General features: G+C 71.6%; 10 protein-coding genes. 5 read left to right on the forward strand and 5 right to left on the reverse strand.

All coding sequences use genetic code 11. The features are described from left to right. Positions 1 to 17: 17 nt before the first annotated feature. From Q9R08_RS02505 to Q9R08_RS02520, 4 genes are read right to left on the reverse strand one after another with little or no spacing between them, the layout of a single operon-like run. On the reverse strand, positions 18 to 815 hold the full coding sequence (locus tag Q9R08_RS02505) for a hypothetical protein (protein WP_308866240.1): 798 nt from the start codon (positions 813 to 815) through the stop codon (positions 18 to 20). Next, a complete protein-coding gene (locus tag Q9R08_RS02510; RefSeq protein WP_308866241.1) occupies positions 815 to 1624 on the reverse strand; it encodes a hypothetical protein in 810 nt (269 codons plus the stop codon). Before Q9R08_RS02510 ends, Q9R08_RS02505 begins: the two co-directional genes overlap by 1 nt. 55 nt (positions 1625 to 1679) lie before the next feature. Next, positions 1680 to 2873, reverse strand: coding sequence for a lactonase family protein (locus tag Q9R08_RS02515; RefSeq protein WP_308866242.1), 1194 nt, complete (start codon positions 2871 to 2873; stop codon positions 1680 to 1682). Positions 2874 to 2889: 16 nt separating this feature from the next. Beyond that, positions 2890 to 4176 carry an adenylosuccinate synthase gene (locus Q9R08_RS02520; RefSeq protein WP_308866243.1) on the reverse strand — a complete coding sequence of 429 codons (1287 nt, stop codon included), beginning with the start codon at positions 4174 to 4176 and terminating at the stop codon, positions 2890 to 2892. Positions 4177 to 4283: 107 nt separating this feature from the next. On the opposite strand from Q9R08_RS02520, the gene Q9R08_RS02525 reads away from it, so the two are divergent. Next, positions 4284 to 5147, forward strand: a complete 864-nt coding sequence (locus tag Q9R08_RS02525; protein ID WP_308866244.1) for a hypothetical protein — start codon at positions 4284 to 4286, stop codon at positions 5145 to 5147. A 19-nt stretch (positions 5148 to 5166) separates the two neighbouring features. Here the strand turns inward: Q9R08_RS02525 and Q9R08_RS02530 are convergent, their stop codons facing one another. Continuing rightward, entirely contained in the window at positions 5167 to 5751 is a 585-nt protein-coding gene (locus Q9R08_RS02530) for a DUF6790 family protein (RefSeq protein ID WP_308866245.1), read from the reverse strand. 167 nt (positions 5752 to 5918) lie between these two features. Here Q9R08_RS02530 and Q9R08_RS02535 point away from each other — a divergent pair, with 167 nt between their 5' ends. The 4 genes from Q9R08_RS02535 (at position 5919) to Q9R08_RS02550 (ending at position 11931) form a co-directional block, all read left to right on the forward strand. After that, positions 5919 to 7220, forward strand: coding sequence for a diguanylate cyclase (locus tag Q9R08_RS02535; protein WP_308866246.1), 1302 nt, complete (start codon positions 5919 to 5921; stop codon positions 7218 to 7220). Between the two features lie 222 nt (positions 7221 to 7442). Further along, complete coding sequence (locus tag Q9R08_RS02540) at positions 7443 to 8675, forward strand: LLM class flavin-dependent oxidoreductase (RefSeq protein ID WP_308866247.1); 1233 nt, start codon at positions 7443 to 7445, stop codon at positions 8673 to 8675. Further along, positions 8672 to 10051 (forward strand): NtaA/DmoA family FMN-dependent monooxygenase, encoded by a 1380-nt coding sequence (locus Q9R08_RS02545; protein WP_308866248.1) that lies wholly within the window; start codon positions 8672 to 8674, stop codon positions 10049 to 10051. Before Q9R08_RS02540 ends, Q9R08_RS02545 begins: the two co-directional genes overlap by 4 nt. Next, positions 10048 to 11931 carry an FAD/NAD(P)-binding protein gene (locus tag Q9R08_RS02550; protein ID WP_308866249.1) on the forward strand — a complete coding sequence of 628 codons (1884 nt, stop codon included), beginning with the start codon at positions 10048 to 10050 and terminating at the stop codon, positions 11929 to 11931. The genes Q9R08_RS02545 and Q9R08_RS02550 overlap by 4 nt, the downstream gene beginning before the upstream one ends. The last annotated feature ends 208 nt before the right edge of the window (positions 11932 to 12139 follow it).

The raw sequence follows: 12139 nt of genomic DNA on the forward strand, positions 1-12139 counted from the left end.
GTCGGTCGGATGCCGCGTCATGGCGTCGGCGCGGGGGTCGGGGTGGTCGAGGGCGCGGGGTCGCCCGCCGGCGTGTCGAGCGTGATCGTCCAGGTCCCGTCGCCGGTGTCGGCGTCGACCTGGAAGACGACGCGATCCGTGGGCTCCCAGGACGCCCGGACGTCCACCTCGTCGAACTCGTTGACGAGCAGGTCCCACCCGCCGACGGTCACGACGGCGACCATGAACAGGCCGCTCCCCGTGTGCTGGAAGCGCCCGCTCAGGGCGGCTCCCTCGTACATCAGCACCGCGTTGCCCTGACCGGAGGCGGACTCTCCCATCGGCAGCACCTCCGGGGTCGTGACCTCGGCGGTCCAGTCCGTGAGCGACGGCGCGAACCAGAGGAGTCCGTCCTCGTCACCCGGGAGCACCAGGATGTCGGAGTCGGGGTAGAGGGAGCCGAGGTAGCCCGGGTACTGCCACTCTTCGGAGTCGGGATCGAACTCCACCCCCTGCTGCTGGTAGACCCGCACCCAGTCCGCCTCGCCGACGCCCTCCGGGTTGTCGACCTGGAAGAGGGCGGAGTCCGCGTCGATCCGCAGGAAGCCGCCCGCCGCCGTGCCGTGGAGCACGCCGTCGACGACCTCGTACTCCTCCGGGTCGTCGCCGAGCCACGGCGCGTACTCCTGCTCGCCGGCGTTACCCACGTACACCTCGCCGGTCCGCTCGTCGACGGCGACCTGGGGCAGGACGAGGAAGGCGATCCCCGCGACGACGATGGTCCCCACGATCCAGGTCACGAGCGAGAATCGCCGGATGCGTTCCACCCCCGCCATCAGGGGGTCACCTCCGTCGCGCTCGGGGTCGGCGTGGGCGTGACGGTGACAGCGGCCGCCGGTTCGTCGGCGAAGGCGATGGTCCACCCGGCGTCGTCCCATGCGTCGATCACGAACAGCATGGGATCGCCGTCGGCCCAGGCGATAGAGCGGTCGGTGGGCTCGTTCTCGCTGAAGACCTCGGTCACGCCCGCCGACGTGACCGTCTCGATGCTCACGCGTCCCTCGCCGCGCGTGCTGATGCGCGCTGTGGTGGCGGTGGAGTCCAGGGCGAACACGGCCGGCCCGATGCCGCTCACCGTGCCCGAGCGCTCCTCGACCGGGGGCGTGGTGATCCGCATGCGCCAGCGTTCGTCGCGGAACCCGTCGATCCAGAGCTCGACGTCGGCCTGCGGCACGATGAGCCACTGCCCATCGGTTGCGATGTAGGACTCGAACTCGGCGGGGCCGCCGTACTCGCCCTCGGTGAGGATCTCGCCTCCGGGACCGGTGACCGCGATCCTGCCGACGTACGTGTCGTCGAGCTCAGTGATCAGCAGCGGCCGAGCCGGATCGAGACCGTCGAGCGCCACCATCGCGCCGTCGACGCCGCTGTACACCCCGTCGCCCTCCTCGTCGGCGAGCACGGGGTCGGGGTTGAGCCACGGCTCGTAGCCGTAGTCGTCGGGCACGGCGACGTCGTCTCCTGCCCCGGGGAGCACCGCGACGCCGATGAGGATGATCGCCACCACCCCGAAGATCCACACGAACCCGTTGAATCCGAGCAGACGGCTGCGAGCCGCGCTGCTCAGCGTCGTGTTCGAACTCATTCCCGCCTTTCCGACCCCGACCAGGCTATACAAACGGCCGGGGATCGACCGACCGTCAGCGGATCGGCAGGAGACAGGTGGGCGAGGGCGCGTCGGAGCGGTGCCGCACGCGGCCGGGCGCACCGGTGCGCAGGTCGAGGGTGAGCGAGGCCACCTCGTCCGACAGCTGACCGGCGACGAGCAGGATGTCGCGCACCACGACGTGGTGGCGGGGCCAGTCGACGCCGGCATCGACGAGAGCGACCGGAGCCACCTCGTCGCCCGCGCCGCGAACGCGCAGCGTCGCGAGGGTGTTGCTGCCGCGCACGCCCGCGTACGCGAACTCGCCGTCTCGCGAGAGGGCCAGTTCGGCGGCGCTGTCGCCGGGAAGCGTGCCCGCTCCGAGCGGCGTGCCGCCGACGAGGCGCCACGTGCCGTCGACCGACGGTGCGAGCACGAACAGCTCGCACGAGAGCTCGGTCACGACGTAGAGGTGGCCGCTCGGATGCCACACCATGTGCCGCGGGCCGCTCCCCTTGGGCAGCGTCACCTGCTGCACCGGCCGCAGACCGCTGCCGCCGTCGCGCCAGAACCGGACGACGTCATAGCCGAGGTCGGTGGTCGCGATGAGCCCGCCGGGGAGGAAGACGGCCTGGTGCGCGCGCGAGGGCCGAGCGGCATCCGCCTCGGCGCCGGGCTCGGTCTCCTCCGCGACGTCGTGGTCGGGCACGAGGTGCGCGTACTCGTCGCCGGCGGCTTCCCGCAGGGCGCGCGCCGCGGCGACGAGGTCGATGTCGCCCGCCGAGGACGGGGCGGAGGCGGCGTCGGGGCCGTACGGGTCGACGGTCGCAGCAGTAGTGACCGGCGACGAAGGCCGGCCCGCGGCATCCAGGTCCATCCGGATCACCCGGCCGTCGCCCCAGCAGCTCGCGATCAGGAAGCGGCCGTCGGGCGACACCGCGACGTGGCAGACGGCCTCGCCGGCGGGGACGGCGGCACCGAGCGGGACGAACTTCGCCTCGCCCGTACGGCGGAAAGCCTGCACCTGCCGGCGGTTCTCGAGCGCCGCGTAGACGACATCACCCGGCGTCAAGGTGAGCGAGCCGGGGTGCGGCGCGAGCCACGAGGGCGAGTCGGCGGTTGCGACATCCCCAGCGAACGCGAGCGCTCCGCCCGCCGAGGTCTCGTCGGGCGCACCGGCGAGCAGCATCCCGAGCCCGCTCGCACGGCCGTCCATATCGGCGGTGTACCCGCCCAGCAGGAGTCTCATGTCGGACGGCGCCCGCTCAGTCGACGAGGTCGTGGCGCACGATCACCGCGTCGCGCGAGGCGCCGACGCCGATCACCGATATGCGGGTGCCGCTCATGGACTCGAGCGCGAGCACGTAGTCCTGCGCCTCGATCGGGAGCTCGTCGAACGTGCGGGCGCCCGAGATGTCGCGCTTCCAGCCCGGGAAGTACTCGAGGATCGGCACGGCGTGGTGGAAGTCCGACTGGTTCACCGGGATCTCGTCGAACCGCTCGCCGTCGATGTCGTACGCGACGCACACGGGGATCTGGTCGAGACCGCTGAGGATGTCGAGCTTGGTCAGCACCAGGTCGGTGATGCCGTTGATGCGGGTCGCGTAGCGAGTGATCGGGGCGTCGTACCATCCGACGCGGCGGGGACGCCCCGTCGTGGTGCCGAACTCGAAGCCGCGCGAGCGCAGGAAGTCGCCGTTCTCGTCGAAGAGCTCGGTCGGGAAGGGTCCGGCGCCGACGCGGGTCGTGTACGCCTTCACGATGCCCACGATGCGGTCGAGGCGGTTGGGGCCGACGCCCGAGCCGGTCGCCGCGCCGCCGGCCGTCGCCGACGACGACGTCACGAACGGGTAGGTGCCGTGGTCGACGTCGAGCATCGTCGCCTGGCCGCCCTCGAACACCACGACATCGCCGGCGTCGAGGGCCTCGTTGAGCAGCAGGCCGGTGTCGGCGACCATCGGCCGCAGGCGGTCGGCGTACGACAGCAGGTCGTCGACGATCTCGTCAACGGTGATGGCGCGACGGTTGAAGATCTTCACCAGCAGGTGGTTCTTCTGGTCGAGGGCGCCCTCGACCTTCTGGCGGAGGATGTTCTCGTCGAAGATGTCCTGCACGCGGATGCCGACGCGGTTGATCTTGTCGGCGTACGCGGGACCGATGCCGCGACCGGTCGTGCCGATCTGGCGCTTGCCGAGGAAGCGCTCGGTGACCTTGTCGAGCGTGCGGTGGTACTGCGTGATGATGTGGGCGTTCGCGCTCACCCGCAGGCGCGACGTGTCGACACCTCGTGCGTGCAGCGCCTCGAGCTCGGCGAACAGCACCTCGAGGTCGACCACGACGCCGTTGCCGATGACCGCGTTGACGCCGGGAGACAGGATGCCGGACGGCAGGAGGTGCAGCGCATACTTCTCGTCGCCGATCACGACCGTGTGGCCGGCGTTGTTGCCGCCGTTGAACTTGACCACCCAGTCGGTGCGCTCACCGAGGAGATCGGTGGCCTTGCCCTTGCCCTCGTCTCCCCACTGGACTCCGACGATCACGATGCCTGGCATGGGCTACTCCCCCGTTATCGGACGGTTACACCCCATCCTATCGGGGTGCTCCGGACATGCCTTCCGACGCGGTCAGGGTGCCCGCGGGCGGATGGCAGGATGGCCCGGTGAGTTCCCCGAAGCGCCGTGCCGTCCCCGAGCCTCCACCAAGCCTGTGGCGCAGCGAGGTGTCGTGGGTGACGTGGGCCCTCATCGCCGTCTCGGTGCCGATCACCGTGATCGCCATGCTCGAAGCGGCGCGCGACCCGCACGGCGACACGGTGTGGGGCGTCCTGATGTACATCCCGCCGGGGGTCGTCACCGCATACGCCGTGATCGAGCTGCTCTGGGCTCCCGGCCGGCAGCTGGCCGGAGCCATGTTCCGCATGCTGGCGATTCCTGGCGCCGCCGCGGTGGTATCCACCGTGACGATCGCCATCACCTACGCCCTGCCGCCGGTGCAGGAGGTGCTCGCCGAGACGCGCGACCCCGACGGCTGGCACTACTGGCTGGGCGCCGAGGAGGGCAATCCCTGGCTGCTCTCGTTCCTCGCCGGCTATGGACTCGGAGTCCTCGTCGGGCTCGTCGCCTGGGTGTTCGTCGTCCTTCCGGTGACGGCCTTCCGCCGCCCGCGCGAATTCGCCGAGACGAACATGATGTCGACCAGACGCGAGGACTTCGAGCGCAACCGGCGCGCCGGCATCGCGATCTCGTTCCTGCTGATCCTCATCTTCGCGATCCCGTCGCTCATCGTGGGCGGCGCCGCGACCGCGGACGCCGACGACATGGTCGAACTGTTCACAAACGCCGGGTGGGTGCTTCAGAATCCCGTTGAGAACCTCGGCGAGATCGCGTGGTTCATCGGCCTGCTGCTCATCCCCGTCGCGATCTGGCTGGTCTGGTACATCTACGTCACGCAGCGCGTGGACCGTGCCGCTCGCGCGGCATCCGGGATGCCGATGGGGCTGCGTCCTCCGCGCGACCGCGACTGACCGCCGACGGGTGGCGGCCTCACGCTCGGACCATGTCGGCTGCCTCGTCGTCGCGGTCCAGGTCTGCCCTCTCGCGACGCGCGGAGGCGACGTAGCCCCACAGGAAGACGAAGCCGACCACCGGCAGCAGCACGTCGGTGTACAGGATGCTGCCCGCGTTGCCCTGCGCCTGGTTGCCGGTCGTCGCGATCTGGTAGATGTGACCGGCCGCCGCGCCCCAGAGGAACAGGGCAGGACCGAGCAAGGCGGCAAGCTTGACCATCCACCCCTGACGGCTCGGAAACGCGAGGAAGCCGACGGCCGCGAACCCCAGGCTCGCGAAGGCGACCTCGAGCTGGAACGGGCTCTGGTCCCAGCCGATGATCTCGGCGGTGAAATCGCCGAACACGCTGTGCATCACGAAGTTGTAGAGATAGCTCACCCCCACCGAGAGCAGCAGGAAGTGGTTGAGGAGCTTCTCCCACACGTCCTGCGCGGCGAGCCGCCCGCGTCTGCGCCGAGTGCGCAGCATCCCGATCCCCGCGGTCACGAGCCCGAGCAGGAACAGCGTCACGGTGAAGTTGGACAGCACGAGCGTGATGACGTTCTCGATGACGGCCTCCATGGACGTCTCCTTTCACGACAGGGCAATCGTGCAGCGTGAGATCGCCGCGCTTGCACTGTACTGGCCGGACTGCTCCCGATCGCGGACATCCTCGGACGACGCCCGGCGGGGGTGGGCGGTATGGTTCCAGCACCGGCTTTGTCGACGGGCACGGGGTGGAGGGTGGAGTGGACGAAGACAGCGCGGAGACCCTCGCCGTGGGCGTCGTGCGGCTGGATCGATCGGGAACGATCGTCGCGGCGAATCGGTGGTTCTCCGACTGGGCCGGTGCTGACGACGTCGTCGGCAGATCGATCGACGAGTTCCTCGTGCACTCGCACGAGGATCTGCTCCCCGCCGATGCCACGCTGGGCCCCTGGCTGATGCTCCACGCACGCGAGCGCGACCGCGCGGTCATGATGACCCGTCAGCGTCGCGGCACCGGAGAGGTGCTCATGCTCGCGGAGGCGTCCGAGCGGTTCCGTGCGCTGATCGATCTGCGCCGGCGGTACGCCCTCGCCGATCGCACCCGGACGCGCCTCGAGATCGTGATGGACTCGTCCGTCGCGTTCTCGACCGCCTCGACGGAGCGCTCTCTCGCGGAGATCCTCGTCGACACGACGGCTCGCGCCTATCGCGCCGAGGAGTCGACGGTGCTTCTGCGCAATCCCGACGGGACGAGCCGGATCGCCGCCGGACCCGACGTGCTGCGCGGCCGCATCGACGTCGATGCGCTCATCGCGATGGTGGCTGCACCGCGGCGGGTGGTGAAGGTGGTGGGCGAGTCGGAAGGAGAGCGCCTCATCCCCGGGCTCGGTGCGGCGATGCGCGCCGCGGACGTCCGGGCGTTCATCGCGGCGCCGCTGCACCACGAGGAGGTCGACTTCGGCTCCTTCATCAGCTGGTTCCACCACGAGCGGACGTTCGACGACGAAGCCGCTCCGCTGGCCGAGGCCCTCGCCGGTCAAGCCGCTCAGGCGCTCGCGACCCTTCGCCTGCAGGCGCGGCTCGCGCACGCCGCGACCCACGACGAGGTGACGGGGCTGCCGAACCGGCGAGTGCTCGAGGGCCAGATGGACGAGGTCCTGGGCGGCCGCGGGTGCGCGGTGCTGTTCATCGACCTGGACGACTTCAAGCACGTGAACGACCTGTTCGGCCATCATGCCGGAGACAGGATGCTGCGCGACGTGGGCCGGCGGCTGCTGACCGCAGTGCGGGCCTCCGACCTCGTCGCCCGGTATGGCGGCGACGAGTTCGTGGTCGTGTGCGAGGTCGGCGAGCCGTCCGACGCGGTGGAGATCGCCGAGCGGATCCTCGACGTCTTCCGCGCCGAATCGACGGGCTCCGCGGCCCTGAGCGCAAGCATCGGCATCGCCGTCGCTTCCTCCGGAAGCGAGCTCGTGGCCGACCAGCTCATCCGCCGGGCCGACCTCGCGATGTACCGCGCCAAGACCGCCGGCGGCAACCGGATCGTGCTCGAGCAGGTCTGAGAAGCCGCCCGGGCGGACCCGCTTCGTCACACCGTTCGTTACGCGGCTTCGTTACGCCGTCTGGCGCCGTGAGTCCTCCCGTGTCCTTCGGCGCTGGACCGCTGCCAGCGCCGAGGGGATCGTGAACGACGGATCGCTTCGGCGACGGCGCGGCCGTCACGGATGACCGGCATCGTCCGGGCACGCGGTCCACCCGCGAAGCGCGGAGAAAGGGACGAACACGTGACCGACCAGGTGCACCTCGCCATCGCCCTCGAGAGAGCGGGCTGGCACCCCGCCGCATGGCGTGAGGCCTCCGCTCGCCCCCGCGACCTGACATCGCCCGCGTACTGGCGCGACCTGCTGCGCACGGCCGACGACGCCGGGATCGCGCTCGCCACGATCGAGGACGCCCTGTCGCTCACCGATCGCTTCGAGTCGACCGACGCGCTGCGACGCGATCGGGTGCGAGGCCGGCTCGATGCGGTGCTCATCGCCTCGTACGCCGCGCCCCTGACACGCCGCATCGGGCTCGTCCCCACCGTGACCACCGCGCACCCCGAGCCGTTCCACGTCGCAACGGGCATCCAGACCCTCGACTTCACCAGCCGCGGGCGCGCCGGCGTCCGCCTCGTGGCGGGTGCGTCGGCCGCGGAGCGCGCCAACTTCGGCCGTCGCACCTCGGGTGTCGATGCGATCCCGGTATCGGGCCGGGTCGAGGACTCCCCCGAGATCGTCGCGGCGTTCCGCGAGGCCGGCGAGTTCGCCGACGTCGTCTCACGCCTGTGGGATTCGTGGCAGGACGACGCCATCATCCGGGATGCCGCGACCGGCCGGTTCGTCGACGCCGCCCGCGTGCACAACATCGAGTTCGAGGGCGAGTTCTTCTCGATCACCGGGGCTTCCATCGTGCCGCGCTCGCCCCAGGGACGTCCCCTGCTCACGGTGCTCGCGCATCAGACGGTGCCCTATCGCCTCGCCGCCGAGCACGCCGATCTCGTCTACGTCACACCCCACGACGACGCCGGGCTCGCCGGCATCCGCTCCGAGCTCGACGCCGCAGCCGACGAGCTGCGCACCGGCGCGCCTCTGCGCGTCTACGCCGACCTGCTCGTGCTGGTCGAAGACACCGAGGCCGCGGCGCGCAGCGCCGCCGAGCGCCTCGACGAGTGGGAGGGAGAGCCTCTCGCGTCCGACGCCCGCATCATCGTCGGCACCCCCGGCCACGTCGCCGACGCGGTGCGGGAGCTCGCCGGCGCCGGCGTCGACGGCGTGCGCCTGCGGCCGGCCCGCCAGCCCGCCGACGTCGTCGCGATCGCCGAGAAGGTCGTTCCGCTGCTGCGCTCGACGCGCACACTCTGCGAGGACGACGGCGCCGTCACCCTGCGTGCACGGCTCGACCTCGCGCGACCCGAGAGCCGCTACGTCCGAGAGCCTGAGCCACGCCATGCCCGAGAAGAGGAGTTCGCGCTGTGAGCCGCCCCGTACGCCAGGTCCACCTCGCCGCCCACTTCCCCGGCGTCAACAGCACCACCGTCTGGACCGACCCGACGGCGGGCAGCCAGATCGACTTCGCCTCATTCGAGCACTTCGCCCGCACCGCCGAGCGCGGGCTGTTCGACTACGTCTTCCTCGCCGAAGGGCTCCGGCTGCGCGAGCACAAGGGACGCATCCACGAACTCGACGTGCTCGGCCGCCCGAACACGCTGTCGATCCTCGCCGCCGTCGCCGCGATCACCGAGCACGTGGGGCTCGTCGGCACGCTGAACACCACGTTCAACGAGCCCTACGAACTGGCCCGGCAGCTCGCGACCCTCGACCACCTGTCAGGCGGTCGCGCCGGCTGGAACGCCGTGACGAGCTCCGACGCCTTCCACGGCGCGAACTTCCGCCGCGGCGGCTACCTCGACCATGCCGACCGCTACGAGCGGGCGCGCGAGTTCGCGGCGCTCGCGAAGGAGCTGTGGGACTCGTGGCCGCAAGACGGCGTGCGAGCGGATGCCGCGACCGGCGTCTTCCTCGACGGCGGCGCGCCCGCCCGGGTGCGCCACAGCGGCCCGCAGTTCGACGTCGACGCACTGTTCGACGTGCCCCGCTCGCCGCAGGATCGCCCGGTCATCGTGCAGGCCGGAGACTCGGCGGACGGCCGCACGTTCGGTGCCGAGCACGCCGAGGTGATCTTCTCCCTGCATACCGGCTTCGACGACGCGCGTGCGTTCTACGACGACGTCAAGGGGCGCCTCGCCCGGTACGGCCGCGAGGAGGACTCGCTCAAGATCCTGCCCGCCGCGACCTTCGCCATCGGCGACACCGACGACGATGCGCGGGACCGGGCACGGCAGGTCGCCCTGCAGCAGGTGCGCCCCGAGGTTGCCCTCACGTACGTCGAGCAGGTCTGGGGGCGCGACCTCTCCGGCTACGACCCCGAGGGACCGCTCCCCGACGTCGAGCCCGACACCGGGTCCGAGACGGCGCGCGGCTGGGCGAACCGGCACGCCGCGGTGCGAGCGCGCATCGCCAGGCTCCGCGAGCTGTCGGAGACCGAGGGGCTCAGCATCCGCGAGACGGTCATCCGCCTCACCGCCACGCCCACGTTCGTCGGCACGCCGTCGCGGATCGCGGCCGAGATCGACCGGTACGTGCAGGAGCGGGCCACGGACGGCTTCACGATCGTCGGTCACCTGACGCCGCACGGCCTGGACGAGTTCGCCGAGCGGGTCGTGCCGCTGCTGCAGGAGCGCGGCTCGTACCGCAGGTCGTACGAAGAGGGTGCGACGCTCCGCGACCTCCTCGGCCTGCCCGCGCCGCACGCGACCGGGCCCGTCACGAACCCGGCGCTCGCGGCGCGATGACCGACCGCGCGCGCCTGCTGCTCGTCGGCGCCGGTCCGCGGGCGATCATGCTCCTCGAGCGCCTGCTGGCGCGCGCCGACGAGCACACACTGCTCGACATCGACCTCGTCGATCCCCACCCGCCCGGTGCCGGCCGCATCTGGCGCCGCGCGCAGTCGCCGCTGCTCAAGCTCAACTCCATGACGCGCGACGTCACGGTGTTCACGGACGACAGCTGCACCATCGACGGCCCGGTGCGTCCCGGGCCGTCGCTGAGCGAGTGGGTCGAGCTGTGGCGCGCCGGCCGGCTGCCCGACGTCGACCTCGACGAGCTGTCGGCCGCCGAGGCGGGGGCGCTGGGTCCGGACGGGTTTCCGACCCGGCGCCTGCACAGCCACTACCTCGACTGGTTCTTCCGCACCACGGCGGCGAGCGCGCCGGCCGGCGTGACCATCCGCCAGCATGCCGACGCCGTGACCTCGGTGCGGCCGGCCGCCGGCGGACGCCACCTCGTCGCGCTGGCGAGCGGCACCGAGATCGTGACGGATGCCGTCGTCTACTGCCTCGGCCACACCGAACGCGACCTCGACCCGGCGTCGGCGGCGCTGGCTGCGGCATCCGCCCGCCATGGGCTCGTGTACGTGCCGCCGGCGTTCACCGCGGACGCCGACCTCTCGGTGATCCCGAAGGGTGCCGACGTGATCGTGCGCGGCATGGGCCTGGCCGCCGTCGACCTCGTCGTGCTGCTCACGCAGGGGCGCGGCGGACGGTTCGACCGAGGCGCGGACGGCGCCCTGCGCTACCTGGCCTCGGGGCGCGAGCCGCGTCTGCACCTCGGCTCGCGCCGGGGCGTTCCCTACCGCTCCAAGGTGACGTCGGCGCTGCAGGGCGATCCGCCGCAGCGGGAGGTGCTCACGCCCGAAGCGGTCGCGGCGCTCGTCGCCTCCGACGGCCCGATCGACTTCGACCGCGATGTCTGGCCGCTCGTGGCCGCCGAGCTGCTGCACGGACACTATCGCGAGCTGTTCACCGGACACCCCGATCGCGTCTCGAGCACGTGGGCGGAGTTCCGTCCCGTGCTGCGCAGCCACGCGTGGGACTCCCCCGCACTCCGCCAGGCGATCGCCGCGGTCGTCCCCGATCCGCTGGACCGGTTCGACGTCGCCGCGTTCGACCGGCCGCTCGCCGACGCGCGGTTCCGCGACGCGGAGGACGTGCAGCGGCAGGTCAGAGCGCACATCGCCGACGACCTCCAGCTGCGGACCACCCAGGAGCGCAGTGCGGCGCAGGGCGTCTTCATCGCCGCGCTGCTGTCGTTCATGGCACTGTCCGAGATCCCGAAGGAGCGCTGGAACGCGCGGTCACGGGCGCACAGCCTGCCCGTGCGGTGGCACACCTTCTTCAGCTACCTGGCGAGCGGGCCGCCGCCCCACCGCCTCGAGGAGCTGCTCGCACTCTCGGACGCCGGAGTGGTGCGCTTCCTCGGACCCGACATCGCCGTGGCGACCGGGCCGGGCGGGTTCGCAGCATCCGGCACGCGCGTGCCGGGCGAGACGGTCGCCGGGGCGCTCGTCGACGCGTGGCTGCCAGCGGCCGACGCCGCACGGAGCACGAACGACGCGCTGCGCGAGCTGGCGACGGTGCACGGCAGCGAGCTGCGGGTGACGGATGCCGACTACGACGGGTCGCTCGGCCGCGTGCGGGTCGGCGACGACGGGCGCGTGCTGCGCCGCGACGACTCGGCCCACGACACGCTGTTCGCCATAGGGCCCTTCACGTCGCTGACCGAGACGGGCGCGTTCACCCGCCCGGCCGCCGACTCGCTGTCGCTGCGGCAGACCGACCGGGTCGCCGGCGCGATCGCCGAGCGCCTCGGGGTCGCCGTTCCCGTCGTCCCGTAGCGCTCCGCTGCGAGATCGCCAGCGCTGCAGTTACCTGCGAGCGCGGCGTCGCGCTGCGCAGCGCTCGCAGGAAGGTGCCGCACCGGGCGGCGCAGAGGCGGGCGCGAACCCGGCGTATGACGCCACGTGACGGCGTGTGAACACCCGCGACCTCGATTTCCGCCGTGTGACAGGGCCGATCGCGGTGCGCCGGGCTGCTCGGAGACGC

Source organism: Microbacterium psychrotolerans (assembly GCF_031085295.1).
GTDB lineage: Bacteria > Actinomycetota > Actinomycetes > Actinomycetales > Microbacteriaceae > Microbacterium > Microbacterium psychrotolerans.